The organism is Methylobacterium sp. ARG-1, from assembly GCF_001262595.1.
Taxonomy (GTDB): domain Bacteria; phylum Pseudomonadota; class Alphaproteobacteria; order Rhizobiales; family Beijerinckiaceae; genus Methylobacterium; species Methylobacterium brachiatum.
Map to the genome: position 1 here is coordinate 1 of NZ_LHCD01000053.1, position 25,591 is coordinate 25,591.

A 25,591-nucleotide genomic window follows, 5' to 3' on the forward strand; every position below is an offset into this window, starting at 1 on the left:
TGGATCTGGGACTTTTCGTCGATGGACAGCACGACGGCGTGGGCGGGCGGTTGCATATAGAGACCGACGACATCCTCGACCTTTTCGGCGAAGGCCGGGTCGTGGAAGCGCTTGAAGGTCGGCACTCGATGCGGTTGCAGGCGGTGCTCCTGCCAGATCCGCTGCACGGAGCGGAGTGAGATGCCGGTCCGCGCAGCGACGGCGCGGCCGGTCCAGTGCGCGACCTCGTCCGGCGGTTCCGAACACGTCAGCGCCAGCACCTTCGCCACTGTGTGGGTGGAATGCGGCGGGGTGCCGGGTGGGCGGGTCTTGTCCCGCAGCAGGCCCTCAACGCCCTCCTCGGCAAAGCGCTGCTGCCAGCGCCAGACTGCGGGCCGGCTGACGCCGGCCTGCCGAGCCACGTCCTGCACGCTCAAGCGTTCGAACGAGAGCAGGACGATGCGCGCCCGCAGGATGTGCTTGAGCGGGCGGGATCGATCACCGGCGATCGTGGACAACGCCAACTTGGTGGCGTCGTCGAGGAGCACGCAGACGGTCTGAGCCATCGCCCAGACTCGCATGCATCACGCCCCCCGTGAATCCTCTGACCGCGTCAGTGCACTAGAGCGGTTTCGGTTTAATCGGGGTCGTATCCTGCCGCGACGAAGAAGTTTGCGGCCTCGTCGGGCGTGACGGCATCGACGAGCCGCCCGATTGTGGTCCAGAGCCCTTCGCGCGTGCGCTCGGCAGCCTTGCGCAGCCCCGCCTTCAACTTTGAGAACGCCATCTCGATCGGATTGAAGTCCGGCGAGTAGGGCGGGAGGAACAGGAGCTGCGCGCCCGCCGCCTCGATCGCCGCGCGCACGGCCGGGCCTTTGTGGCTGCCGAGATTGTCCATGATCAAGATGTCCCCGGGTGCAAGTTCGGGCACCAGGACCTGATCGACGTAGACTTGGAAGGCATCGCGGTTGATCGGCCCGTCGAGCACGAACGGCGCGGTGATCCCGGACAGGCGCAGGCCCGCCACCAGGGTCGTGGTCTTCCAATGACCGTGCGGGACGGGGGAGCGCAGCCGCTGGCCGCGGGGACAGCGCCCGCGGGTGCGGGCCATGTTGGTAGCGGTCCACGTCTCGTCGAGGAACACCAGCCGGTCCGGGTCGAGATCGGGCTGGCTCTCGAACCACGCTTCCCGGGCGGCCTTCATGTCCGGCCGATCCTGCTCTGCGGCGTGGGCCGTCTTTTCTTGTACGTCAGGTCGCGCGTCGAGGAAGGCCCACAGCGTGCCGAGCCCGACGGTGAGGCCATGCTCGTCCTGCAACCGGGCGCGCATCTCTTCCAGGGTGATGTCAACCTTCTCGTCGATCAGCGTACGCAGGAACGTCTCGTACGGGTCGAGCTTGGAGCGGCGGGCACGCCCCTGTGGCCGGGCGACCACCGTCCCAGTCGCGGCGAGCGCCGCCATCCAGCGGATCGCGGTTGCCTGGCCGACCCCGAAGCGGGCGGCCGCCTGACGGCGCAAGGTCGCCGCAGCCGCGGTCACCACTCGCTCGCGCAGGTCCAAGCTGTAGGGACGGCCATGCATCACTCCGGCTGTCGACCGGCCGAGTGAATCAGCCTTCCAGCGCCGCGTGAACCCAACCAAGCCGATTCAGCCCAAACCGAAAACGCTCTAGATGTCCGGAACGGGCGGTGAGCCGTCATTGGGTCGCTGCCCGGAAGCAGACGTTCCGCTTTGCGCCCATCTCAGTCATTCGAGGGGCCTGCTCACATCCCCCGAAGCGGACGCCCTTCGACACTGAAACGCCTACACACTGAGCAGTGAGTTGAGGATTGCAGCCAATACATTCCTGGAAAATGGCCCTTTTACTAGAGCGCAAGCAGCAATAAGCGGAACTCAGTTGATTGGCCGCATCAGCACTGCTTCCGTAAAGACCGGCTCCCAGGCCATGATGTGGTCCGTCATCAGGGTCATCGCATCGTCCTTGACCCGCCCTGTAACGAGGTCGACGATGCGGTAGTGCTCTGCCACAGACGCGTCCTGTCTCGTCCGCCCAGCCTTCGAGCGTATGCCGTAAAGCCGCATCTTGTCGCGCAGCTTCATGACGATGCCGGTAAGGATTGGGTTGCCCGCACGGGACAAGAGCGCTTCGTGGAAGGACCGGTCCGCCACGAGATAGGCCGGCACATCACGATCCCGCACAGCCCTCGCAATCTCGTCAGCCCATTTCATGAGGTCGTCAACGTCGACAGCTCCGGCCCGCACGACTTTCGCGAAGGCCTGAGCTTCAAGCTGCACGCGAACCTCGAACAGGTTGCGCAGCTCGTCGAGCGTCGGATCGACAACTCGGAAACCGCGATTGCGGATTGGCTGCAGCAAATCATCGGCGGCAAGCTGGAGAAGCGCCTCCCGAACCGGCGTCGTCGAGATCCCGAGAGAACGGGAGAGCGAGGGGACTGAGAATACCGTGCCCGGCTCGATCGTACCGGCGAGTATGTCGAGGCGTAACTGGCGCTCGACTCGCTCCCGCAAGTTCTCCTCCGTCGCGAGCGGATGGGTTCGATCTTTGCGATCCAGCACGGCACGCCTTCTCCCGGCAGGACCAATAGCGTGTTTCGGCCCTCGCTTGAACTACCACCACCCCAATGGTAATGCGTGACGCGCTACTGAGGCTGCTTCCATGTCTGCTGACATCAAGGAAGGCTATTGCACCCTGTGCCGATCGCGTTGCGGATCGCTCAACAGGATCGAGGGCGGACGGCTCGTGTCCGTCGCACCGAATCCCGCGCATCCGACCGGCGCAGCGCTCTGCGCCAAGGGACGGGCTGCACCGGAACTTCTTGGTAGCCCCCGCCGCTTGACGACGCCCCTTCGTCGCACCCGGGAGCGCGGCAGTGCGGATCCGGGCTGGGTCGAGATCGGCTGGGACGAGGCGATGACAGACATTGCCGCCCGTCTCGGGGATCTGCGTGCACGGCACGGCGCTGAGACGGTCGCCTTCGCGGTCACCACGCCGAGCGGCACGCCGATGGTCGACAGCTTCGAATGGGTGGAGCGGTTCGTCCGGGTCTTCGGCAGCCCCAATCTGATCTACGCCGTCGAGATCTGCGGCTGGCACAAGGATTTCGCCCACGCCCTGACCTTCGGCCGCGGGATCGGCACCCCCGATTACGAGACGGCCGATACCATCGTGCTGTGGGGCCACAACCCGACCCGCACGTGGCTCGCCCAAGCGACACGCATCGCGGACGCCCGCAGGCGCGGAGCGACCGTCGTGGTGGTCGATCCCAAGCGCGGCGGCTCCGGCGAGACGGCCGACCTCTGGCTACCGATCCGCCCGGGGGCGGACGGAGCCCTGGCGATGGGGGCGATCCGCCACCTTCTGCGGGAGGGAAGCTACGACAGGACCTTCGTCCACGACTGGACGGACGCGGCGTTCCTCGTCGATCGTGCCACTGGACGTCTTCTGAAGGCCGCCGAGTTGTGGCCCGGCGCCAGCGGCTTTGTCGTGCTCGACGAAGCGGGGCGGCCGCAGCCGCGCGACCCACGCGACCCGACTGCCGGTGCTGCCGCGCAACTCGACACACAGGTCCGCCTGATGGACGCCGCGGGCAACAGGCGCGCGTGTGCCAGTGTCCTGCGCCTGCTGACCGAAGAGGCCGACATTTACGATCCGGCCCGTGTCGCTGCGATCACCCAACTCGATCCTGCGGCGATCGCGCGCTTCAACGCGCTCTTCGCGGGCGCGCCACGGCTCGCCTACCATTCCTGGACGGGGGTGGGGCAACACACCAACGCCACCACCACCGAGCGTGCGATCGCGACGCTCTACGCCCTTACGGGAGCCGTTGACCGCGACGGCGGCAACCTCTGGACGACCGCCCCTCCGACCCGATCGGTGAATGCCTACGATCTGCTGGCCCCGGCGCAGCGGGCAAAGGCCCTCGGCTTGGCCGAATTGCCCCTCGGGCCGCCGAGCCGGGGATGGATCACCGCTCGCGACTTCACCCGCGCCGTGCTCGAGAGCGTGCCCTACCGCGTGCGCGGCTTGATGAGCTTCGGTACGAACTTCGTGGTCTCGCAGGGGGATACGGGCCGCAACCAAGCCGCTCTGGAAGCGCTGGACTTCCACGTCCACGTCGACATGTTCCTGAATCCGACCGCCGCGAATGCCGACATCGTCCTGCCGGCGAGTCTGCCCTGGGAGCGCGAGGCGCTGAAGGTCGGGTTCGAGATCACGCAGGAAGCGGTGGAACTGGTGCAGCTGCGCCAAGCCATGGTGCCGCCCCTGGGCGGCACCCGCTCCGACTACGCCATCGCCTTCGATCTCGCCTGTCGCCTCGGGCATGGCGAACAGTTCTTCGGCGGCTCGATTGAAGCCGGCTGGAATTACCAGCTCGCGCCCGTCGGGCTGACGGTAGACGACCTACGGGCATGCCCCGGGGGCATCCGCCTGCCTCAGCCGACTGCCCGGCGCAAATACGAAGCCCTCCGCCAGGACGGGTCGGTCGCCGGTTTTCCCACGGCGACGGGGCGGATCACGCTCTACTCCGAGGATCTGCTCGCGCATGGACAGCCCCCTCTCGCCCGCCATGTCGAGCCCGCAGGACTCGACGAGCCCGGCCTGCCGCTGGTGATGTCGACCGCCAAGACCGGTTGGTATGTGCACAGTGCCTACCGCCACATCGCCTCGCTGCGGAAGCGCGCGGCAGCGCCGACCGTCGAGGTGGCGCCCGACGACGCCCGCCTCCGCGGGATCGCCGAGGGCGATGCCGTCATCTTGCGGACCGCTCACGGCGAGGCCCACCTGCGGGCGCGCATCGACGCGACGCTGCCGAGCGGGACGGTGATCACGGAGTTTGGCTGGTGGGAGGATTGCCCGCCCCTGGGGCGTGAGGGCTCGCCGGTTGCCGGGTCGACGAGCGCCAACGTCAATGCCGCCCTGTCCGACGTGGCCCGCGATCCGGTAAGTGGTTCCGTGCCCCTGCGGGCGGTGGCTTGCGAGCTTGTCCGCGCCGTCGGGGCCAATCGCGGACGTTGGCAAGGCCGGCGCTCGTTCCGCGTCGCGTCGCTGCGGCGCGAGGGGGCGGACATCGCCGCGTTCACTCTCGCGCCTGCGGATGACGGTCCTCTTCCCGCCTACCTTCCCGGCCAATACGCCATCCTCCACGCCACAGTCCCGGGCCTCAGCCGCGCCTATTCCCTGACGGGTGACGCCCTGACGCCGGAGACCTACGAGATCGGCGTCAAGCACCACGCCGCGCAGGAAGGCCGGCCGGCCGGACGAATGTCGAGCCTCGTCCACGGGCTGAAGCCCGGCGATCCGGTCGAGCTCGAAATGCCGGCGGGCACGTTCACTCCGCCGCTTGGGGGGGGGCGCCCCATCGTCCTGCTGGCGGCCGGGATCGGCATCACCCCGTTCGTAGGCTACCTCGCCGCGCTTGCCGCACGCCCGGACTCCGCGCCCGAGGTGCATCTGGTCGCGATCTCCCGCAACGGAGCGGAGGAGGCCTTCGGGGTCCGCCTCCGCGAGGCCGCGGCGGCCCTCCCACGCCTGCGGATCACCCGCGTGTTCACGCGCCCGCGCCCGGAGGATCGGCTCGGGGTCGATTACGAGCGGGCCGGTCGGCCGGCCATGTCCGAGCTGGCCCTGCCGGATCCGGCGTGCCGCCCTCTCGTGTACCTGTGCGGGCCGGATGCCTTCCTCCGCGACGGGAGGGCGGCCCTGACGAGACTCGGCGTCCCGCGCTTCGACGTGTTCAGCGAGAGCTTTGCGTCGGCCATGGCCGTGCCTTCTGACCTTGCACCGCGAACCGTGCGCCTTGCCCGCAGCGGAACGGGCTTCACCTGGACGCCCTCCGCCGGAACCCTGCTCGACGCGGCCGACGCTGCGGGGCTCGGGCTGCCGAGCGGCTGTCGGGCGGGCCAGTGCGAAAGCTGCAGCGTGCCCGTCGCGTCCGGGTCGGTCGCCCACCTCGGCCCCTACGACGGCGAGCCCGACCATTGCCTGACCTGCCGCGCGGTGCCGGTCAGCGACCTCGTCCTCGACGCCTGAAAGGAAGACACGACCGATGAGCGATACGGCTACCTTGACGCCCATCGCCCCGCCCAGTCCGGATCTAGCCCGGGAGGGGCGTCTCGTGCGCGTCTCGCAGGCGATCGTGGCCTTCGCCGAGCGTTGGTTCCCCGACAGCTACGTCTTCGTTCTCATTGCAGCTTGCATCGTCGCCCTGGGAGTATTCGCCCACGGGAGCGAACCGCTTGCGATCAGCAAGGCGTTCGGCGACGGCTTCTGGAGCCTGATCCCCTTCACCATGCAGATGGCGCTGGTGGCGGTCGGCGGCTACGTCGTTGCCGTCTCGCCCCCCGTGGCCGGGTTGATGCGCAGGGCCGCCGCCCTGCCGCGCACCGGGCGCGGGGCCGTGGTGTTCGTTGGCATCACCAGCATCTTGCTGTCTCTGCTCAATTGGGGCGTCAGCCTGATTTTCTCCGGCCTGCTGGTGCGCGAAATCGCCCGCCGGCAGGATCTGCGCCTCGATTACCGGGCCGCCGGCGCGGCGGGCTATCTCGGCCTCGGCTTCGGCTTCACCCTCGGCATCAGCTCGGGGCCGGCACAGCTGCAAGCCAATGCCGCCAGCATTCCGGCCTCGCTCCTGCCGATCACGGGCGTGATCGGCTTCGAGCAGACCATCCTGACGTGGCAGAACCTCGTCGTCGTCGCCTTCGGCACGCTGCTCTCGGCCGCGATCTGCTACCTGACCACCCCCTCGGATGCGAATGCCCGAACGGCCGCAGATCTTGGGATCGACCTCGTCGACGCCCAGCCCAAGGTGATCCGCGCGAGCCGACCGGGCGAATGGCTGGAGCACAGTCCGCTTCTGACGATCCTCGTCCTCGTCCTCGCATCCGGGTGGCTCTACGATGCCTTCAAGGCGGGCAACCCGCTGATCACGATGTCGGGCCTCAACACCTACAACTTCGTGTTCCTGCTGCTCGGCGCCCTGCTGCACTGGCGGCCGCGGGGCTTCATCGCGTCCTTCGCCAAGGCGATGCCGAGCGTCTCCGGCGTGCTGCTCCAGTTCCCCTTCTACGGCGGCATCGCCTACATGCTGACCAAGGTGAAGGCGGCGGACGGCTCGACCCTGTCGGACGCCATCGCCCACGGGTTCGTCAGCCTCGCCCACGGATCAGGGGCCTTCTCGGTCCTCGTCGGGATCTACTCGGCAGTGCTCGGCTTCTTCATCCCCTCGGCCGGCGGCAAGTGGGTGATCGAAGCCCCCTACGTGATGAAGGCGGCCAATGAGGTCGGCGCCCATCTCGGCTGGACGGTGATGGTCTACAACATCGCCGAGACGCTGCCGAACTTCATCAATCCGTTCTGGATGCTCCCGCTGCTCGGCGTGCTCGGGCTGAAATCCCGCGATCTCATCGGCTATACGGCGGTGCAGTTCATGATCCACCTGCCGATCATGCTGGTGCTGGCGGCGGTCCTGATGACGACCTTCACCTATCATCCCCCGATCGTGCCGTGACGGCCGCGCCCGGCGCCGCCGCGCTCGGACTGCGCTCAAAGGTGATCCCTTGATTCCGTTCTTCGATCACGATGCGGTTCATGCCGCCCTTGACCATCCGCGCCTGATCGAAGCTCTGCGCGGCGCCTTCGCCGCCGCCGATATCGAGGCCCCCGTCCGGACCGCCCACGAGGTCGGCGCGGCGGAGGCGCCCGGTCGCCTGCTGGCCATGCCGGCCTGGCGCCGGGGTGACGTGGTCGGCGTCAAGCTGGTGAACGTGTTCCCCCGCAATGCCGAGCGCGGCCTCGGCGCCGTCCACGCGGTGTACGTCCTGTTCGATGGAAAGACGGGAGCGCCCCGCGCGATGATCGACGGCGAGGCGCTGACGAACCGCCGCACCGCCGCCGCCTCGGCGCTCGCCTCGACGTACCTCTCTCGTCCAGACAGCGCGGTGCTTGCCCTTGTCGGGACCGGCCACCTCTCGCCGGCGCTCGCCCACGCGCACGTCGCCATCCGGCCGATCCGGCGCGTGCTGGTCTGGGGTCGTTCGGCAGCGAAGGCCGAGGCCCTGGCGGCGCGGCTGCGGGAGGAGGGGCTTCCCGCCGAGCCGGCGGCCGATCTTCCGGCGGCGGTCTCGGCCGCCGACATCGTCAGCTGCGCCACGACCTCGACGCAGCCGCTGGTGCTTGGCCGTCACGTCCACCCCGGTACCCATGTCGACCTCGTGGGCGCCTTTACGCCCGCGATGCGCGAGAGCGACGACGCGCTGATTCGCGTCGCCCGTGTCTATGTCGACACCTATGCCGGGGCCCTGCGCGAGGCCGGCGACCTGACGCAGCCGATCGCGGACGGCACGTGGTCGGAGGACCGGCTCGCGGGCGACCTGCACAACCTATGCAGCGGGGCGAAGGCTGGCCGCAGGGACGCCGAAGAGATCACCGTGTTCAAGTCCGTCGGCGCGTCCCTGGAAGATCTCGTCGCTGCCTCGCTCGTCGTCGAAGGGTAAGGTTCACACGGGCAGCGGGCTGTCCGTCTTGACCTCCTCCATCACCGCGTAGGTGCGTGTCTCCTTCACGCCGGGCAGATCGACCATGACCTGCCCCAGAAAGCGGCGGTAGGCGGCCATGTCCTTCACCCGGGCCTTGAGCAGGTAGTCGAAGCCTCCGGCCACCATGTGGCATTCCAAGATCTCGGGCACGCGGCGAACCTCCGCTGAGAAGCGGTCGAACACCGTGCCGGTGGTCTTGTCGAGCAACACTTCGATGAACACCAGCAATCCCAGATCGAGCATCGCCGGATCGAGGCGAGCACCGTAGCCAGTGATGTATCCCTCGCGGGTCAGCCGCTTCAGACGTTCGGCCGTGGCGGTGGGCGAGAGCCTCAGCCGCTCGGCGAGGTCGACGGTTGATATGCGCCCGTCCTGCTGCAGGATGCGCAGGATAGCAGCATCAGTCGAGTCCGTGCTTTTCACTACCAGAAGGCTATTCCATCGAGAAATCCGCCGACTTTCGGCGCGATTGTTGGATGTTATCACCGCCCTAGCGCCCCTACAACATCTCAAGAGGCGGGCCAAGGGCCGGCGGAGGGAGACGGGTTCTGCCATGTCGATCGTGTCTTCAGCCCGGCGCGTTGCACACGTTCACGCGTCGTTTGCGGACTTCCAGGACGACCTGCCTGCACTGTCGCCGCTGCGCATGGCGATCGTTGCGGCTCACCGGCGCCCTGAGGCGGAGTGCCTGGCGCCACTCCTCGATCTCGCGCAGCTTCCTTCAGAGGCGGCGGCCCGTGTCGCCGCGACGGCACGCGGCCTCGTCGCGGGCCTGCGGCGGACCACACCGCGGGGCGGCGTCGAAGGCCTGATTCACGAGTACGACCTGTCGAGCCAGGAGGGCGTGGCCTTGATGTGCCTTGCCGAGGCCTTGCTGCGCATCCCGGACGCCGCAACCCGCGACGCGCTGATCCGCGATAAGATCGCCTCCGGTGATTGGCGGGCCCATCTCGGCCACAGCCCCTCGCCGTTCGTCAACGCGGCCACCTGGGGCCTTCTGGTGACCGGCAAGCTCACCGCGACGACGAACGAGGGCGGATTGTCCTCGGCCCTGACGCGCCTGATCGGGCGGGGTGGGGAGCCGTTGATCCGGCGAGGCGTGGACCTTGCCATGCGGCTGATGGGCGAGCAGTTCGTGATGGGTGAGACCATCGCCGAGGCGCTGCGCCGGGCACGCCGCCGTGAGGCGAAGGGCTTCACCTATTCCTACGATATGCTCGGCGAGGCCGCGGTCACGGCCGAGGATGCCGGCCGCTACCAAGCCTCTTACGAGGCGGCGATCCATGCCATCGGGCAGGCGTCCGCCGGTCGGGGCATCACCGGGGGGCCGGGCATCTCGATCAAGCTCTCGGCGCTGCACCCGCGCTACACCCGGATGAAGCGCGCCCGCGTGCTCGATGAGCTGATCCCCCAGGTGAAGGCGCTGGCCCTGCTAGCCAGGGGGTACGACATCGGCTTGAACATCGACGCCGAGGAAGCCGATCGGCTCGACCTGTCCCTCGACATCCTCGAGGCCCTCGCCACCGATCCGGAGCTCGGGGCATGGAACGGACTTGGGTTCGTCATCCAGGCCTACGGGCGGCGTTGCCCCTTCGTCATCGACTGGCTTGTCGATCTCGCCCGCCGGAGCGACCGCCGCCTGATGGTACGGCTGGTGAAGGGCGCCTACTGGGACAGCGAGATCAAACGGGCGCAGGTCGAGGGGCTTTCCGACTTCCCGGTCTTCACCCGCAAGGCCCACACCGACGTGTCCTACCTCGCCTGCGCTCGGAAGCTGCTGGCCGCGCCGGACGCGGTGTTTCCGCAATTCGCCACGCACAACGCGCAGACCCTGGCCAGCATCGTGGAGATGGCCGGCCCGGATTTCCGGCCCGGCGACTACGAGTTCCAGTGCCTGCACGGGATGGGCGAAGCGCTCTACGAGGCCGTGGTCAGCGCCGGCGTCATCGGCCGCCCGTGCCGGATCTACGCCCCTGTGGGCACCCACAAGACCCTGCTCCCCTATCTCGTCCGGCGACTCTTGGAGAACGGCGCGAACTCCTCCTTCGTCAACCGCATCGCCGACGCGTCCGTATCAATCGACGACCTCATCGCCGATCCAGTCTCCACAGTGCGGGCGATGCGCGAGCCGGGGGCGGCACACGAGCGGATCGCGGCCCCGCGCGACCTGTTCGGCGCTGGGCGGCCAAACTCGGCCGGCTTAGATCTGAACGACGAGGCCGTGCTCGCCCAGCTCGCCACCGACCTAGCTAAGGGAGCCACCAGGGCCTGGACTGCCGTTCCATCCGGACGCTCCGCTGCGGAGGCCTGCGAACCGGTCCTCAACCCTGCCGATTGCGGCGACGTGGTGGGCCATGCGCGCGCCGCGGAGCCCGCCGACATCGCCCAGGCCCTGGCGACCGCATCGGCGGCTGTGCCGGATTGGGTCGCGACGCCACCAGCCCTCCGGGCCAAGCTGCTCCGCGCCGCCGCGGACGCTTTCGAGATGCGGATGCCGGTTCTGCTTAGCCTGATCGTGCGGGAGGCGGGCAAGTCCCTGTCGAATGCCGTCGCCGAGGTGCGGGAAGCGGTGGACTTCCTGCGCTACTATGCCGGCGAGGCCGAACGGGTCTGCAGCCCCGACCACGGACGGTCCCTTGGCCCGGTCGCCTGCATCTCGCCCTGGAATTTCCCCCTCGCGATCTTCACCGGGCAGGTGGCGGCCGCCCTCGCGGCTGGCAACACCGTGCTCGCCAAGCCGGCGGAGGAGACCCCGCTCGTCGCGGCTGAGGCCGTGCGGCTCTTGAGCGAAGCCGGGATCCCCGTGGATGTGCTGCATCTCCTCCCCGGTGCGGGCGACGTCGGCGCCGCGCTCGTCGGCGATGCGCGGGTTCAAGGCGTGATGTTCACCGGCTCGACCGCCGTCGCCCGTCTGATCCAGCGGACCCTCGCGGATCGCCTGACCACGGACGGACGCCCGGTGCCGTTCATCGCCGAGACCGGGGGGCAGAACGCGATGATCGTGGATACCTCCGCACTGCCCGAGCAGGTTGTGACGGACGTCCTCGCCTCCGCTTTTGATTCGGCCGGTCAACGCTGCTCGGCCCTGCGCATCCTGTGTCTGCAGGAGGAGATCGCCGAAAAGACGCTGGCCGTGCTGCACGGCGCCCTGTGCGAGTTGGAAGTGGGCGACCCCCGGCGCCTGTCCGTCGATATCGGTCCGGTGATTACCTCCGGGGCGGCCGAAGGGATCACCCGCCACATCGAGACGATGCGGATGCGCGGCCATAAGATTACGCAATTGGGCAAGACCCCGGCCACGGATGCGGGCACCTTTGTCCCTCCCACGGTGATCGAGATTGCCAAAATCTCGGATGTGGAGGCCGAAGTGTTCGGCCCAGTGCTTCACGTGCTGCGCTATCGGCGGGATGATCTCGACGCGCTCATCGACGCCATCAATGCCACCGGCTACGGGCTGACCTTCGGCCTGCACACCCGAATTGAGGAGACGGTTACGCGCGTTCTTGACCGGATCGAGGCGGGCAACATCTATGTGAATCGCAACACCATCGGCGCTGTGGTCGGCGTGCAGCCATTCGGCGGCTCGGGCCTGTCCGGGACAGGGCCGAAGGCCGGCGGTCCGCGCTACCTCCGCCGCCTGCTGCCTCGCCTGGCTCCGTCCGCAGCCGGTGCGACCGCAGCTCCGTCCTCCGCCGATGCGGTCGCTCAGGATTACATCAGATGGCTCCGGCAGCGGGGCCACGCCGATGTCGCGACCCGAGTCGAAAGTTATTTCGCCCGGGCACCTGCCGGCACCGAATGCGTGTTGCCGGGCCCGGTCGGTGAACGCAACATCTACAGCCTCCGTCCTCGCGGCCCAATCGCGGCCTTGGCCTCGGGCGAGGAGGGAACATTGCTCCAGGTCGGCGCGATCCTGGCGACCGGCCAGAGCGCCGTGATCACGGCTGCGAGGGCGTTATCGGGCCTGTTCGACGGCTTGCCTGCGGGGGTCCTGCGGAAGATCGTCCCCGCAGAGGATCCCGCGACCGCCCCCGGACTTGGCGGCGTGCTCCACGAAGGCGAACGGGCCGACCTCGCGGGGCTGACCCGCCGGATCGCCGGACGGAGCGGTCCAATCTTGACGATCCAGTCGATCCTCACGGCGTCCAATCTGGAGGATTACGAGCTCTCAGATCTCTTCGAAGAACGGTCGGTGTCGATCAACACGGCGGCGGCAGGTGGCAATGCGAGCCTGATGGCCCTCGACGCCTGATCCCATGCGATTTTGCAGCGCCTCATAGCACTTATCAAGAGGAAGGAATGGCAACGCCCATCCCGTACGACCGCGAAACGGATGGTAGGCGGAATGTTCTCTACGACCGGCAGATGAGGTGTAGTCAGCGAGGTCGAACGATGTGCCCGTCTTGTAGTTGGCGCCGAAGCGAGTGGCTTGACCGTTTTGATAGATTCCGTTGTTGCGCCCGTGATGAGTTGATTTCGGAATAGCTGCTTCGACGCCATGGACTCTCCAGAGCAGCCATTCCGCTATCAGCCAATTCCAGCCAACCACCGAGCGTCCGCTTCCTTCCAACCTGCTCGCGAAACCGGAACAGCGCATAATCCGGCAGGCAGGCCATCTCGCCGCTTGGCAGCGCTCTCTCCGAGATCTTGATCAGATCGGGGTTGCGCTGATCGAGCCTCCAGAAGACGAACGACAGGAGTGGCAGGGGGCCGAGGGCGATGACGACGACGCTCAACGGCCTACCGGCCTGCAGAGCTCTGACGATCGCAGCGGAGATTACACCGGCGAGAATGACGAAGAAGTTGCAGACCGATACGCGCTGCTGGGCATGCAGGGCGAAGAACCTCGAGAGGTGTTTCATCGCCTTGTTCGGCATCAAGCGGCCAGTACCGGGCGGAACCGTCGCGCCCGCAGCGGGCGCGACGACTCCCGGCGAAGGAGATTGCCGATTCGCGTTCAAAATCGATCTCCCGGAACTGACCGCAACGTCCCGGGCTCTAAACGACTGGGTGTCGCAGTCGGAAGGGACAAGGACGGCGAAGTATCGTCCAGCCGGCGGGACCTAGTGGAACATCGGCCGATCGAGTGTACGGCGACCACCGCGGCGCGGCCGTTTCGCCGGCCGAAGACGCGGGATCGAACCCACCAAGCGTGTGCCGCGCTGAGACGTCCGTGACCAAAGGACGAGGAAGGGGGCGGCCGCGCTTCTTCGACTCGGCGGACCGATCGTAAGCATGGCGTTGTGTATCGCCTTGCCGGCGAGCGTTCCGGAGTCGCTCGCGCCTGCCGCGGGCGGAGTCATGATGGCCATGCATGACGGCAAAGCCTGCTGGCGGTCAGATCGGCCCTAATGACTGAGAGGCCGCCGACTTGAATCGTTTCGGACGTGGTCGCAACTTTTTGGGATCCGGCCGCTGCGCCGCGCATGGCTTCGTCTGCGCGATCGGGAACGATCACCTGCAGCCAGTCCGCAGCAGGTCCATCGTCACGGATGTTCGGAGGTCCGTCGGCGTCGAGGCGGCACCTACTGCACCGACGCGTGCTGCGCGTTCCTTCGCTGCATGCTAGGATCGCGGGTGCTTCGAAGCCGAGCGCCCCCGTTTCATGCCTTTGCCCGACATGCGCCGGGCATCGAGCTTGCGTGATTCGACGTGCAGTCCGGGTGCTGCGGAGTGCGCCAAGTCAGCGCAATGACGAAGGAAACGAACGAAGGAACGGATCCGCAACCCGTTCTGCAGTCTGGGGAGAAATCCTCCCTCCAGGTGGGGAGCGCTGGGGAGAATGCCCAGGGAGCGATCTCTTAAGCCATTGCCACCACTCGTTTTTCCGGCGTGGAAAATGAGTGGTGGAGCTGAGGGGACCGTTACCCCGGTCGGAGCTAAGCCATTGAACTGGAAAAATACTCTTTCCCCTCCGTGACTTGTCGGGAGATGGCTTGGGAGGGCCATGGGATTTATGGATCCTTGGGCCTCGTCCTACCACCGCCAGGGGTTCCCCGCCTCGGATGGGGATCAGCGGCCTTCGCCGCCAGATCCCGCGGTCATGCTCGACCCGGTCCGTCGTGGTTCCATCCAGCTCGGATGCCGGAGCGGCGACGCTTCGAGAGCCCCACCCCGGAACAACGCATCGACGTGTTCGTGTGTAGGGACAGCCTCGCCCTCGTGCGAAGCGCCGCACGGGTCAAGGGAGCGGCCTTCGCCGGCGTGCCTGTTCTGCCTTGGAGCATGCGCGTTCGCGGTCCGTGATACGGCAGGGGTCCGTTCGACGCGTTTCACCGCCCCGGCCTGATCGGACCGTTCTTGGGTTGCGACAGCGCCGTCGTTCGTCCGCCTGAGGAGGGTGGCAGACCGCGAAGCCTGCCGACCGTCCTCGATCCCGGGCGCGTGCAGGTCATGCCGCCTCCGTCGTCCCCGGCGAGAACCGCAAGCCCATGTGCCGATGGCCCGTGTGACCCCGGGTCGGCAATGCCACGCCGCTCGCCCGCGACTACGGGTGAAGCCGAACGCGAAGGCCGGTTCAGGATGCCTGGCTCATCGCGCCGCGTCCGTCGCCGTAAATGAGCCAAGCTTGCTCGGCCTGGACGCGGTCGAGGAACCGGAGGGCCACGGTTCTGGTGGGAACGCCCTTGGTGCCCTGGCTGATGAGCATGAGCCGGCCTTCGCCCTTGGCCAGCATCTTGCCGACGCCACCGGGAGAGGATGGGTCCGACCAGACCGCGTGCACCACGTCGGCCCGGAGGAAAAGGTCTTCCACGGTCACCTTTCCGTCCCTCACGAGATCGCCGTTTCGGTTCGCCTCATCGACAAGGCGGCGCATCTCGGTCGTGTTCGCACGCAGCAAGGCCGCGACTTCAGGAGAGGGTTGCGCAGTTCCTGGCAAGGTGGTGGACCCGTCGCCGAAGGCATCGTTCAACGCCTCCGCCATGAAGCGGTCGATGCATGGAACCGCGGTCACCTTCCCCTTGAGGCGGCCGGACTTCTCCATACGCCGGCCCACGCGCTTCCCCTTGACGAGGATCACGTGCGGGACGCCCGATCCCTCCCCGTCCGGGAACACGGCCCAGGCACAGTCAGCCGACCCGACGAGCGAGCGCATGTATTCCATGCGTTCCCGAACGGGTAAGGCGTTCAACGCCTGAGCGTGCTTGTTGGCCATTCCGGTTAGCTGTGCCAGGAGCCGCTGGTCCATGTATCCCCCCAAGTTGCGAACAGGGTGCACGGAACAAGACTCGCAGTCGTGAACGCCCAGGCTACCCGCGCCGCAAAAACGATGGCGTGGTTGAGAGCGCGTAACCGGACTCGGACCCTGTGGGCGCTGCTGCATACCCGCGTCGGCACGGTCGCGAGGCTTCCGGAGAAACCCACATCCATATCCCGGTGTATGAGGCGCCCCTCGGCGCGTGATGCGTCCTGCCAAAAGGGAGCAAAGCACCGGCATGACGGTCCGGTCGTGTCATCGGCCCTGCATCTCGCTGGGCATGAAGTGACATGAGCTCGCTCTCGCCGACGCGCATCGGTCCTAGCTGCGCGCCGGGCGGTGGCCATCGTTTCTTATCTACGGTATAATTATTCGCCCACGACTAGCACGGCGACCGGCTTGGGGACCGGGGCGGAGCCGGTTGGCAGCAGCACGACGCGTTAGTGTTGGATCAAGGTACTCGCCCCATCATCGACACTGCAGCGGACCGACGATTGACTGTCTGAGGTGCCCGGCATCCCGCTTGGCAGGAGTGAAGCGTCGCCGCGCTGGGCTCCGCATGGAGTACGTCTTGGCCCGCACGCCCGACCCGAAGAAGGCTTACCTGGAATTGCACGGCGGTACGTGGCGGGTCACGGTCTCGGTTCCGGTACCGGTGCGGCGCGCCCTCGGGGCCACGAAGCTCGTGCACAATCTCGGCACGGACAGCCTCAGGGAGGCGAACGTGCTCAAGAGGAAGCACGTGGAGCGCTTCAAGCGGCGGATCGCGGAGGCCATGGAGGCGGTGGGGCGCCCCGGCGTGGACGACATGAAGATCGCCGTTGAGTTCTCGAAGGTCGCCGAGGAACTCAAGCGGAACGGCAGTGCCGAGGATTGGCAGGAGTTTCAGGAGGCGGTCTACGAGCGCCATGCGGAGATCCGCTGGAAGGACGCGCGTTGGGTCAGGGTCGAAGATCCCGAGGAAGGTCCGAACGAGGTCGAGGAGGCGCTTCCCGAGCAGACCGAGAAGGCCATGCTCTTCTCGGCGATCTCGCACGGTCGGGCGACTCCCGTCGACCTGATGCACGAGGACTACCGCAAGCAGCTCTTCGTCAAGGACCGGACCCGGGCGGACGACGCCCGCGCGCTGCGTTTCCTGCAGGAATGGTGCAAGCGCGAGCGCATCCCGGCCACGCTTCAGGAGATCGACGTGAGGCGCGCGCACGCCTTCGCCGACGCGCTGGTCGAGATGACCGGCCTCCACCACGTGACGCTCAACAAGTACATCGGCCGGCTCTCCGGCTACTGGCAGTGGATGGTGCCGAGGACGGCGGCCGTGTCGGGCAACGTGTTCGCCAACGTCCGCCTCAAGGGCCCGAAGGAGAAGCACGACCAGAAGGAGAGGCCCTTCAAGGACAGTGAACTCGCGGACCTGCTCCGCGGGCCCGCCCCGCCGAAGCTGCGAGACCTGATGCTGATCGGGGCGCTGACCGGGGCGCGGCTCGACGCCATCGTCGACCTGAAGGTCCGCGACACGGCGTACAATTGCTTCCTGTTCAAGCCTCAGAAGCAGGAGGCGTCGGCCCGCTACGTCCCGATCCATGCCGACCTGGCGGAACTCGTCGCCCGGCGAACGGCCGGCAAGCAGCCCGAGGACGACCTTTTTCCGGAATGGCCCCCCGTCAAGAAGGCCGACTCGATGCGCGAGCGCAGCTTCAAGGCCTCGAACCGGTTCACGGAATACCGCCGAAGCGTCGGGGTCGACGAGGTGGTGCCCGGCAAGCGGCGGTCCCTGGTGAATTTCCACTCCTTCCGGCGCTGGTTCAGCAGCCGCATGGAGCAGGCCGGGGTGCCGGGCGAGATGATTTCCGCGATCGTCGGGCACAAGCGCAGCAGCATCACCCTGGACGTATACAGCGAGGGGCCGCACATGCGCGCGGCGCGTCGAGCCATCGCCAAGCTCAAGTTGCCCCCGCTGGACGGCAGCCCGATCCGCGATGAGATGACCCTCAGGCCGCGGGCGCATCCCAGGTAGGGCGCGGTTTCGACGGGCGGTCGGGCGCATCCGGCATCCGCACGGGCAGCCGTCCGCGCGACCGGCTTGCTCCGTCCCCCCCAGGAACCGTTACGGGCAGCGGGTCTCGCCTCGCCCATCGGCGTCGCCCTCGCGTGATGGCCTCGTCCCGGGAGCAAGCGCCTGGGCGTCGCGAGCCACGCGACGTGACCCAAGGTCATTTGTCTGCATCCTGGAGGTTTGCGGTAACCTTCATGACGGCTTCGGGTCGGCTCCGCGCCACCGCCACCTTGTCGCAGGTATTATACTGATGGTATAAATAAGCGTCGCAGGGGGCGAGGTTCGAGCGTGCACTGACGGAGGTGGCAATGGTCGTGGGGTTCTTTTCTGACGATGGTTCCGCTCTTTACGCCGCGCTGTTGGCCAGCTGCGGGCTCGCGTGCGTAGGACGGTTCATGACCGTCATCGACGGACACGAGATCGGGCGGCCGACCTGCGGTCCATCCATGGAGGACGCGGCGGCATCCCGGGCGGACATGTCCGCGATGCTCGCGCGGGCCGCGGCCGGCGGCCAAGCCGACGTCGGCTTCGTCGCCCCGCTCGGCTTCCTGCATGAGGGCGGCGTCTGGACCCACCTCGACGTGGCCGTGGTCTCCGGAGGGGACCCCCTGCAAGCCAGGCGCGCTAGGCGGTCCGCCGGTCACGCTGCCGGCGGAGAGCTCGCGTCCGGCGCGAAGCGTCGGGACGCATCCGATCGCTGCGCGCGGCGCCCGTGGCTCCTGACGTTCGGGGCGGGGCGGCCTCATGGGCCTGCCGCATCGCCCAAGCATGGCCTGCAGGGACGCGGCACCGAAGCCGCCGCGAGGACGCTGCCGGTCCGGGTGCCTTTGCCCGGCCGATCCGTGAAGGCCGCCATGGACCGCGGGCTTCCGACGCTTGAGACCCTACGCATCGGGATCCTGCTGGCGGCGACCTTTGAGGTCGCCGCTGCGGTTCCCGACGCGGCCGCTGTCGAACTCGCGACGATGTCCGACCTGATGTCCCCGGCATCCCATCCGGCTGACCAAGCCCTGGCCGGACGCCTGTCCGATCTGGCGGATCGGCTGGACGACATCGAACGGGCGCTGGGTACGCCGGCATCGCCGGCCGCCTCCAACAGGCGGGATCGGGGCATGCGGAGGATTGCCAGGTCCTGTCGCGACGCCGTCCCGGAACTGCCGGCGGCATCCTGGCCGACGGGCAGCGCATCCGCTGCCGGACCTCGATAGCCGGAATCGCTTCCCGCTACGCGACCGTGCGTCGACACCTGACCCGCCGATCCGGTCTCAAGAAACGCTCCGCCCCTGCCCGATCCGGTTCCGGTAGGGGCGCGAGCCGGCCACGCTGCGTCGGGCGCCCGCTGCGCCCCGCCCAAAGTGGCATCCGAATGGGACAACCAAGTGGGCGCGATGGGCGTCAAGGCCGACGCTCGGATGCCACGCGCGCAGGGTATCGGGTCAGCGCAACCTCATACCCGGCCTCGAAGTCGCGAAACCGCACCCCCGCGGGGCTCGCTCGCAGCGCCCGCTTAGACTCAGTCTCGGTGTTCAAAGGCGGTCCATCTCGACAAGTGCGACATCAAGTGCGCCTGCGTGGGCGGGTCGAGCAAGGTCCCGCTCGGCTTCGTCCCGCTCACCGAGAACGTGATGATGGTCGTTATGGCCTTCTGGATGCTGGCGATGCACCGTTGAGTGTCTTGCGCACCACCCTGGGAACCACCTGCCCCGCGCGAGAACCGGGGCGTAGACCTCAAGCCGGGTCGAGTTCGTTGACCAGCGTCGAGAGGTAGAGGGCGATCCGCCGGCTCGCCGCCGGGTCGGGGGCCGCGACCGAAAAGCCCACGTCGAGGATGTCGTCGCCGTAACGCCTCATCACCGACTCGGCCATCAGCGCGACCTCGCGCTCCGCCTGCGCCGTCAGGACCCGACGTCCGTCGCGGGTCGCCAACCGCACCTCGAAGCGCCGCGTGGACGTCAACGGTTTGCTCCCCTCGGGCGAGGCCGCCCGTCAGCGCGCCCGACGATGAGGTCAAGCAATGAACGGCCTCCGGAAACCTATCCGAAAACGCTCCCGTGACATGGCCGAGACCTCGCCAGGGGACAAGCGGGGCAGGAATCCCCGGTGCCTAAATTCGGGTTCATACCGGAACGAGGGGGAGGCCGTGTTCGTCCCAGCTAGGGCTTCCCGGCTGCCCGAAGGCGTGCGGGACCTCACCCAATGCAGCGTTCCCAAGGTTCCCGATGACCCGTCCGATCCACGCCCTGGCGGCCATGCTCCTCCTGGCCTCGACCGTGCTCACACCAGCCCTGGCACGCGAGGCCGCCCCAGCCTCAACCCCCGCCAAGGCGGTCGCCCCCTCCGCCGCACAGATCCTGGCGCGCATGCAGGTCGCCCAGGAAACCACCGCGACCCAGCCCGCGGGTTCACAGGGCCCTAGCAACAAGACCGAGGGCGTTCGCCAGTCCTCGCAGACCCAGGTGACAAGCCGCCAGCCCCTCGGGGCATTCCCGACGAACGAGGTCAGCCGCCAGCCGGTCATCGACCTCGGTGCCGGCGAGGAGGGCATGAAGAAGGACGTCGCCGCCCTTCAGCAGACCCTGACCGAGTTGCAGCAACTCCAGTTGCAGACCAAGCAGGCGCACTGGAACGCATCGGGCACCCTGTACTACCCGCTGCACCTCCTGCTGCAGGAGCACTACGAGGGCCTGTCGAAGTACGCCGACACCATCGCCGAGCGCCTCCTCGCGGTCGGCGTCTCGGCCGACGGGCGCGCGAACACCATCGTGAAGACTTCCGGCGTGCCGGAGATTCCCGGCGGCTTCCTCGACGATGCGCAGATCCTCGTGTGGTTCACCAACGCCTACAAGCGCGTCGGCGAGGAGGTGCACGCGGCCATCAAGACGACCGAGGACGTCGACCCCACCACGTCGAACCTGCTGCAGGAGGTCGAGCACGGGATCGCCAAGTACCAGTGGCAGATGCGGGCGCAGCTCCAGCGGACGCACACCGACCCGAACACCGGCTGGGACCTCAACGACAACAAGCCGGTCGACCTGCAGGGCCAGCAGGCTCCGGCCCAAACACCCGCCAAGCCCTGACGACAGCCAACCCCGCGCCGTCAGGCGCGGGGTTTCCCCTTGACCCGCGATCAGTTTATATTAATTCCAAACTAGAGATGCGCCCCCGGGATCGAACGACGCCTCAGCCTCCCCTCACGCCCGGCCAGCGAGCCATGTTGCTCCGGCTCGACCGGGAGGGACCGCTCGTCTCGCCCAAGCCCTGGGAGATGCGCACGGTCCGGTCCCTGAGGGAACGCGGGTTGATCCGCCCGCGGCTGTCGAGCCGGGACCCGGAGGGTCTCTGGTTCATCAGCGCCAAGGGCAGGCGAGCCATAGCCCCGGCGGGTCCAGCCGTCGGCGACCGTCATCCCCCGGCAGCATCACCGGCGTAGGCAGGATCTCGACCATGAATGCACCCGACGATACGACACGGCCGACGGCGAGATACGACGGCGGCACCATCGCGCTGCATTGGTTGACCGCGGCGCTCGTGCTCGGCCTATGGCTGGTCGGGACGTTCCTCGAAGACCTTGTCCCAAAGAGTGCCCTGCGCTCCGGCATCTGGTCGGCCCATTTCGACCTGGGCTTCGTCCTCACCGGCCTCGTCGTAGCCTTCCTCATCTGGCGGCGGGCCCGGGGCCGCGACCTGCCGGTCGATGACCCTGGGCCCCTTCATCGCCTGGCGAAGGCGACCCACGCCGCGCTCTACGTCCTGCTGCTGGTCATCGTCGGCCTCGGCATCGCCAACGCCTTCGTGCGCGGTGTCTCCCTCGGCCCGGTCAGCCTGCCGCAGATCGGCGACCCGGAGTGGCGGCGGCCCCTGACTCACTGGCACGGGTTGGCCGCCAACGTGCTGATGGTCCTGGCCCTGTTCCACGCGGTCGCCGCCCTCGTGCACCACTACCTCTGGCACGACGCCGTCCTGCGCCGCATGCTGCCCCGGGGATCCTGACGCCCATGCGACCCGTCCACCAGGAGCGGCACCTGATCGACCGCATCGGCTGGCTGCGAGCCGCCGTCCTCGGCGCAAATGACGGCCTCGTCTCCACCGCGAGCCTGATCGTGGGTGTGGCAGCCTCGTCCGCCAACACGGGTGAAATCCTCGTCGCCGGCAGCGCGGGCCTCGTGGCAGGCGCGATGTCGATGGCGGCCGGCGAGTACGTCTCGGTGAGTTCCCAGGCCGACACCGAGCAGGCCGACCTCGCCCGCGAGCAGCGCGAGCTCGGCGACGACCCGGCCGCCGAGTGGGAGGAACTCGCGCGGATCTACGTCGACCGGGGCCTCGACCATGCGCTCGCCTTGCAGGTCGCGGAACAACTGATGGCCAAGGATGCGCTCGGCGCCCATGCCCGGGACGAGCTCGGCATCTCCGAGGTCACGACGGCTCGGCCGGTCCAGGCGGCGCTGACCTCGGCGGCGACCTTCTCGGCCGGCGCGGCCTTACCCCTGGCGACGGCGGCGCTCTCGCCCGGCAACATCGCGGTCTATACGGTGTCGGGGGCCTCGCTGGTATTCCTGGCGGTGCTTGGGGGACTCGGCGCCAAGGCGGGCGGCGCCCCCATCGCCCGGGCGACGGCGCGGGTGACCTTCTGGGGCGTACTGGCCATGGCCGTCACGGCAGGAATCGGGAGCCTGGTCGGCAAGGCCGTCTGACTACCGCTGCGGATCGTGGCAGTGCATCTTCGGCGGCGCGGTCGCGCAATCGATGGAGCACGTCTGGTCGGGCCGGCAGAACCACTGCAGGGCGCCGGTCTTCAGACACGAGCCGGAACAGTGCCGGTGGGCCGCGTTCGTTGGTTCGACGAAGGACGCCGGCGCGTCCGGTGACGCCGCAGGTTGCTGGGCGAACGCTGCAGGCACGACCGCGAGTTGAACCAGCAGGAACCAACGCAAACGTCTCGCCATCGCAGTCTCCTCGAAAAGCGGCAGGCACACGCCGCATGTCTGCGACGACGATGCAGTGTGTAGTCGAGCTGCATTTAGCAACTGAAGATGTGAATGAAATTGACTAAAATCAATTTCATCGAATGCCGGCACCGACAATAGCGAGTGGCGGCAAGCACTTCAATGCTCATGTTGGAGAAGTGCTTGCCTGGCCTTGGGCAAGCCGGAACTGCTTTACCGCAGGTGGTGTTTCCGGCGGCGCTTCCGTCCGCGCTTTTCCCGGGGCGGGCCGCGCCATTCAAGGGAGGTTCCCGTCGATGGACAAGCCAGTCGCTGCCTGATCGGGGCCGTCAACCTGCTCGCGGCCGCCGACCCAGCACAGGCCGCGATGCCTGCCCAGACCGTGCTAACCGCGGCCATGCGTGCCGAGAGCTACGCCGACCTGCCCAAGCCCATCCCCGACGCTGTGGCGCTCCTAAAGGAGCCGGACGAGGTCGCGGCGAAGGCCAAACCGCTACTTGCCGCCTCTTAGGGCGAGGCCACGGTACAGCAGGCGCAATACTACTATCATCGCCACCATCACCATCACTGCTGCGACATGCCGTACGGGTACAGAGCCTGATGCGGCGGGGTGGATGGTTCCGCACCCCGCCCAGCCTTACCGCTGGCTCTTGGCGGCGCCTAGGATGCGCCGGTAGGTTCCGCCGAACACGGTGTGGGTCGCCGAGGTCCACTGCGAGTCCGCCGCCAGCGTCTCGCGGCTGGGGTAGATGCGTCGCGATTGGAGTTCGCGCTCGGCGCCTCCTCTTCGTTCATCGCCATGAGCTCGAAATCGGCCTCAACCGAGACGACGGACACCTGCATGAACGGCTCGTCCTTCCGGAAGATATGCCTGCGGCCTTCGTCCGGGGCCTTGAACACCATGAAGTACATCGTCGGCCCCCAGTGCCGGATGAGTGCCGGCATTGCGACCGGCACTGTTCCGGTCCAGTCGGTGTAGAAGCGTGGGTGGATCTCGGTCCTGATCACCTAATTCTCCTCGACCCTTAGGTCGATGAGGATCCGATAGGCGTAGTAGGCCTCGCCGAAGCTCCAGAGCGGCGGCCTTTGCGGTCCCGGTCCGCCGGGCTCGGCGAAATTCCCTCAAAGACCAGTCTTGCGGCCCTGGTGCTCACGCCCAATTCGGCGTCGTAGGCGTAGAACAGCTCGATCCCGCCTTTGACCGCTTCCAAGAGCGGGATGCAGTGCCAGGCATAATCCTGCGAGCCTTCTGTGCGGGGCTCCGGATCGCCCGCCCAACCGGGAATTTTCAAGCGCGTCCGCCGGGGCGGCAGCCCCGGCTCGATCAGCCTGACCTTCACCTGTCGCATTCTCGACCGTCCCTTCGATGTCGCCCTGGAAGATAGGAGGTCAGAGGAACGGTTCGGCGCGAAGCAACACCATGTGATCGCCCAGTCAGGTCGCTGCGGGGCGTAGCAGTACGTTGGCGACGCCCTGGGTGTGATCCGCGTCTTACTCGACGGTGACGGATTTTGATCTAGGCCGATCCCGCTCCAAGTGCGAAAGAGCGGCCCCAAAATCTCTGCGCCTGCCGACGTGATTACTGGGACTTGTCGGCGATGACCCTCGGGCCCGCCTCCTAGACTTCAGCAATTGTCTCCTTGGCTTTAGCATCAAAGGCCCCCTTGGGCTTGACGTTTCCGGCCCAGGATACCTTCGATCCGCTCCCGTCCTTCTACACTATGAGCATGGACTTATAGCTCTACACAGGCAGCGGGCGGGAGATTATCGTGCATGTGTAGTCTATCTTCTTGTCGCCGCGGAACTGTTCTTCCTCCATGATGGTGTCACTGCCCTTCATCGACAATGTTCACTCCTGCCTGCCGCCTTTCTAAGACAGCACCCACTTCTCGATGACGAGGTGCCAGTTGCCGATGCCGCAAAACCCGCCAACCATCTTCCAGACCGCTTCGGGCGATGCAGGCACCATCACGCTCTTCGTCACTTCAATCGCAAGGGCAGGCGTGACGACGACCATGGCCAGCGCCACGGCGGGGACGGCGATTCCGAGCATTCATCGGTTCCTGTAAAACCTTGAGCGCGTCGTGTGCGCCGAGGAACCAGCTACTGCGCGACCGAAGGCGGACTACGCCAAACGCGGATGTGTGAACGGTGCACTCGATGTACCCCTGAGGCAGTCTCGCGACCAACCAATGGCTAGCCTTCGGCGACCCGGCGCGATCAAACGCGGAGATAGCTCCAACCTGCCTCCTGAAGTGCCACGAGACGGACTGCACCAGCCGAAACGATGCCGACGTGTGGCAGTAATTCCAGAGGGTGCCCCTCTGCCTTCTCCATGGCTTTGATGGTGTTGCCGCAGGCCGAGAGTACGATTCCCGGCACGCTCTCGGTGATGGAGTGGATCCTCGACGTCACGGGCGATGTGTCGGCCCGCAGCATGTGCAGACCCGGCCCATAGGCAACGATCTCGACCTCAAGCTCCTCGGCCTGATTGCTGTATTCGCGTGCGAGATTGACCGCGTTGTTGAGGGCGAGGTCGAACACGCCGTTCTCGCGAGAACTGACCTGCAGTGCGACCCGATGGGTCTTGGGGTCAGCCGATTGGGTCGCCGAGGCCCTGCTCGCCACGAGCCAAGCCATCAGCGCGGCCAGTCCGGACACGCCCCTACGCGACAGCATCATCGTGTCCACTCCGTTCGCGAACGGTCCTGTTCCGACAGGAATATTCCTGCGAAATCGTGTCGTCAGGTTTGTACGAAGCGATAACTCGCACCAACGCGCTCGACACGTCCGACGCCTGAGCTCGGGAGGTGAAAGCCGACAAGCGTCATCCGCTCATTCGCCAAGCGGTCCAGCAGGGT

At 67.2% G+C, this 25,591-nt stretch carries 21 protein-coding genes and 2 pseudogenes; 11 read left to right on the forward strand and 12 right to left on the reverse strand.

Going from position 1 to position 25,591, the window contains the following annotated elements; genetic code table 11:
- The 3 genes from AKJ13_RS28335 to AKJ13_RS28345 form a co-directional block, all read right to left on the reverse strand.
- A partial coding sequence (locus tag AKJ13_RS28335; protein WP_144426425.1) for an IS630 family transposase occupies positions 1 to 545 on the reverse strand: 545 nt, incomplete at its 3' end.
- Positions 546 to 616: 71 nt separating this feature from the next.
- Positions 617 to 1,561, reverse strand: a complete 945-nt coding sequence (locus tag AKJ13_RS31025) for an IS630 family transposase (RefSeq protein WP_082317178.1) — start codon at positions 1,559 to 1,561, stop codon at positions 617 to 619.
- A gap of 312 nt (positions 1,562 to 1,873) precedes the next feature.
- Positions 1,874 to 2,557, reverse strand: coding sequence for a GntR family transcriptional regulator (locus AKJ13_RS28345; protein WP_082317179.1), 684 nt, complete (start codon positions 2,555 to 2,557; stop codon positions 1,874 to 1,876).
- A 100-nt stretch (positions 2,558 to 2,657) separates the two neighbouring features.
- On the opposite strand from AKJ13_RS28345, the gene AKJ13_RS28350 reads away from it, so the two are divergent.
- Genes AKJ13_RS28350 through AKJ13_RS28360 form a run of 3 tightly spaced genes read left to right on the forward strand, consistent with a single transcriptional unit; the run spans position 2,658 to position 8,494 of the window.
- The gene (locus tag AKJ13_RS28350) at positions 2,658 to 6,032 is read left to right on the forward strand and encodes a molybdopterin-dependent oxidoreductase (RefSeq protein WP_050736321.1); all 3,375 of its coding nucleotides are present in this window, start codon (positions 2,658 to 2,660) and stop codon (positions 6,030 to 6,032) included.
- Positions 6,033 to 6,048: 16 nt separating this feature from the next.
- Complete coding sequence (locus tag AKJ13_RS28355) at positions 6,049 to 7,509, forward strand: TIGR00366 family protein (RefSeq protein WP_050736322.1); 1,461 nt, start codon at positions 6,049 to 6,051, stop codon at positions 7,507 to 7,509.
- A gap of 49 nt (positions 7,510 to 7,558) precedes the next feature.
- On the forward strand, positions 7,559 to 8,494 hold the full coding sequence (locus AKJ13_RS28360) for an ornithine cyclodeaminase family protein (RefSeq protein ID WP_050736323.1): 936 nt from the start codon (positions 7,559 to 7,561) through the stop codon (positions 8,492 to 8,494).
- 3 nt (positions 8,495 to 8,497) lie between these two features.
- On the opposite strand, the gene AKJ13_RS28365 is transcribed toward AKJ13_RS28360, so the two are convergent.
- Positions 8,498 to 8,959 (reverse strand): Lrp/AsnC ligand binding domain-containing protein, encoded by a 462-nt coding sequence (locus tag AKJ13_RS28365; RefSeq protein WP_050736324.1) that lies wholly within the window; start codon positions 8,957 to 8,959, stop codon positions 8,498 to 8,500.
- 130 nt (positions 8,960 to 9,089) lie between these two features.
- On the opposite strand from AKJ13_RS28365, the gene putA reads away from it, so the two are divergent.
- Complete coding sequence (gene putA / locus AKJ13_RS28370) at positions 9,090 to 12,788, forward strand: trifunctional transcriptional regulator/proline dehydrogenase/L-glutamate gamma-semialdehyde dehydrogenase (RefSeq protein ID WP_082317181.1); 3,699 nt, start codon at positions 9,090 to 9,092, stop codon at positions 12,786 to 12,788.
- Positions 12,789 to 12,912: 124 nt separating this feature from the next.
- Here the strand turns inward: putA and AKJ13_RS31725 are convergent, their stop codons facing one another.
- Both AKJ13_RS31725 and AKJ13_RS28375 read right to left on the reverse strand, forming a co-directional pair.
- Entirely contained in the window at positions 12,913 to 13,497 is a 585-nt protein-coding gene (locus tag AKJ13_RS31725; RefSeq protein WP_144426426.1) for a hypothetical protein, read from the reverse strand.
- 1,556 nt (positions 13,498 to 15,053) lie between these two features.
- Positions 15,054 to 15,725 carry a hypothetical protein gene (locus AKJ13_RS28375; protein ID WP_012455900.1) on the reverse strand — a complete coding sequence of 224 codons (672 nt, stop codon included), beginning with the start codon at positions 15,723 to 15,725 and terminating at the stop codon, positions 15,054 to 15,056.
- Positions 15,726 to 16,305: 580 nt separating this feature from the next.
- Between AKJ13_RS28375 and AKJ13_RS28380 the strand changes: the two genes are divergently transcribed.
- From AKJ13_RS28380 to AKJ13_RS31030, 3 genes and pseudogenes are all read left to right on the forward strand, one after another.
- A complete protein-coding gene (locus AKJ13_RS28380) occupies positions 16,306 to 17,748 on the forward strand; it encodes a tyrosine-type recombinase/integrase (protein ID WP_012455899.1) in 1,443 nt (480 codons plus the stop codon).
- Positions 17,749 to 18,182: 434 nt separating this feature from the next.
- On the forward strand, positions 18,183 to 18,995 hold the full coding sequence (locus AKJ13_RS28385; protein ID WP_231343950.1) for a hypothetical protein: 813 nt from the start codon (positions 18,183 to 18,185) through the stop codon (positions 18,993 to 18,995).
- A 321-nt stretch (positions 18,996 to 19,316) separates the two neighbouring features.
- A pseudogene (locus AKJ13_RS31030) lies at positions 19,317 to 19,457 on the forward strand (glutaredoxin); the annotation flags it as partial.
- 58 nt (positions 19,458 to 19,515) lie between these two features.
- On the opposite strand, the gene AKJ13_RS28390 reads toward AKJ13_RS31030, so the two are convergent.
- Positions 19,516 to 19,743: a hypothetical protein gene (locus AKJ13_RS28390; RefSeq protein WP_012455897.1), complete on the reverse strand. Its 228-nt coding sequence runs from the start codon at positions 19,741 to 19,743 to the stop codon at positions 19,516 to 19,518.
- 263 nt (positions 19,744 to 20,006) lie between these two features.
- Between AKJ13_RS28390 and AKJ13_RS28395 the strand changes: the two genes are divergently transcribed.
- The 3 genes from AKJ13_RS28395 to AKJ13_RS28405 all read left to right on the forward strand — a co-directional run bounded on the left by AKJ13_RS28395 (position 20,007) and on the right by AKJ13_RS28405 (position 22,478).
- On the forward strand, positions 20,007 to 20,864 hold the full coding sequence (locus AKJ13_RS28395; protein ID WP_012455896.1) for a DNA starvation/stationary phase protection protein: 858 nt from the start codon (positions 20,007 to 20,009) through the stop codon (positions 20,862 to 20,864).
- 367 nt (positions 20,865 to 21,231) lie between these two features.
- Positions 21,232 to 21,777 (forward strand): cytochrome b, encoded by a 546-nt coding sequence (locus tag AKJ13_RS28400; RefSeq protein WP_012455895.1) that lies wholly within the window; start codon positions 21,232 to 21,234, stop codon positions 21,775 to 21,777.
- A 5-nt stretch (positions 21,778 to 21,782) separates the two neighbouring features.
- The gene (locus AKJ13_RS28405) at positions 21,783 to 22,478 is read left to right on the forward strand and encodes a VIT family protein (RefSeq protein ID WP_012455894.1); all 696 of its coding nucleotides are present in this window, start codon (positions 21,783 to 21,785) and stop codon (positions 22,476 to 22,478) included.
- Here AKJ13_RS28405 and AKJ13_RS28410 read toward each other — a convergent pair whose 3' ends face one another.
- Positions 22,479 to 22,730, reverse strand: a complete 252-nt coding sequence (locus tag AKJ13_RS28410) for a hypothetical protein (RefSeq protein ID WP_012455893.1) — start codon at positions 22,728 to 22,730, stop codon at positions 22,479 to 22,481.
- Positions 22,731 to 23,097: 367 nt separating this feature from the next.
- On the opposite strand from AKJ13_RS28410, the gene AKJ13_RS32945 reads away from it, so the two are divergent.
- On the forward strand, positions 23,098 to 23,241 hold the full coding sequence (locus AKJ13_RS32945) for a hypothetical protein (RefSeq protein WP_017484325.1): 144 nt from the start codon (positions 23,098 to 23,100) through the stop codon (positions 23,239 to 23,241).
- 149 nt (positions 23,242 to 23,390) lie between these two features.
- Here AKJ13_RS32945 and AKJ13_RS33325 read toward each other — a convergent pair whose 3' ends face one another.
- The 4 genes and pseudogenes from AKJ13_RS33325 to AKJ13_RS32950 form a co-directional block, all read right to left on the reverse strand.
- Positions 23,391 to 23,738, reverse strand: coding sequence for a hypothetical protein (locus AKJ13_RS33325; RefSeq protein ID WP_306423473.1), 348 nt, complete (start codon positions 23,736 to 23,738; stop codon positions 23,391 to 23,393).
- An 862-nt stretch (positions 23,739 to 24,600) separates the two neighbouring features.
- Positions 24,601 to 24,783, reverse strand: a complete 183-nt coding sequence (locus tag AKJ13_RS28425; RefSeq protein WP_017484328.1) for a hypothetical protein — start codon at positions 24,781 to 24,783, stop codon at positions 24,601 to 24,603.
- A 167-nt stretch (positions 24,784 to 24,950) separates the two neighbouring features.
- Complete coding sequence (locus tag AKJ13_RS28430) at positions 24,951 to 25,412, reverse strand: hypothetical protein (RefSeq protein ID WP_003597852.1); 462 nt, start codon at positions 25,410 to 25,412, stop codon at positions 24,951 to 24,953.
- 62 nt (positions 25,413 to 25,474) lie between these two features.
- Positions 25,475 to 25,591, reverse strand: a pseudogene (locus tag AKJ13_RS32950) (MBL fold metallo-hydrolase); the annotation flags it as partial.

Coding starts and splice junctions, on each gene's coding strand:
- AKJ13_RS31025 (WP_082317178.1), bottom strand. CDS start 1,561: ATGCATGGCCGTCCCTACAGCTTGGACCTGCGCGAGCGAGTGGTGACC.
- AKJ13_RS28400 (WP_012455895.1), top strand. CDS start 21,232: ATGAATGCACCCGACGATACGACACGGCCGACGGCGAGATACGACGGC.
- putA (WP_082317181.1), top strand. CDS start 9,090: ATGTCGATCGTGTCTTCAGCCCGGCGCGTTGCACACGTTCACGCGTCG.
- AKJ13_RS28430 (WP_003597852.1), bottom strand. CDS start 25,412: ATGATGCTGTCGCGTAGGGGCGTGTCCGGACTGGCCGCGCTGATGGCT.
- AKJ13_RS28355 (WP_050736322.1), top strand. CDS start 6,049: ATGAGCGATACGGCTACCTTGACGCCCATCGCCCCGCCCAGTCCGGAT.
- AKJ13_RS28425 (WP_017484328.1), bottom strand. CDS start 24,783: ATGCTCGGAATCGCCGTCCCCGCCGTGGCGCTGGCCATGGTCGTCGTC.
- AKJ13_RS28375 (WP_012455900.1), bottom strand. CDS start 15,725: ATGGACCAGCGGCTCCTGGCACAGCTAACCGGAATGGCCAACAAGCAC.
- AKJ13_RS28385 (WP_231343950.1), top strand. CDS start 18,183: ATGACCGTCATCGACGGACACGAGATCGGGCGGCCGACCTGCGGTCCA.
- AKJ13_RS32945 (WP_017484325.1), top strand. CDS start 23,098: ATGCCTGCCCAGACCGTGCTAACCGCGGCCATGCGTGCCGAGAGCTAC.
- AKJ13_RS28350 (WP_050736321.1), top strand. CDS start 2,658: ATGTCTGCTGACATCAAGGAAGGCTATTGCACCCTGTGCCGATCGCGT.
- AKJ13_RS28395 (WP_012455896.1), top strand. CDS start 20,007: ATGACCCGTCCGATCCACGCCCTGGCGGCCATGCTCCTCCTGGCCTCG.
- AKJ13_RS28410 (WP_012455893.1), bottom strand. CDS start 22,730: ATGGCGAGACGTTTGCGTTGGTTCCTGCTGGTTCAACTCGCGGTCGTG.
- AKJ13_RS28405 (WP_012455894.1), top strand. CDS start 21,783: ATGCGACCCGTCCACCAGGAGCGGCACCTGATCGACCGCATCGGCTGG.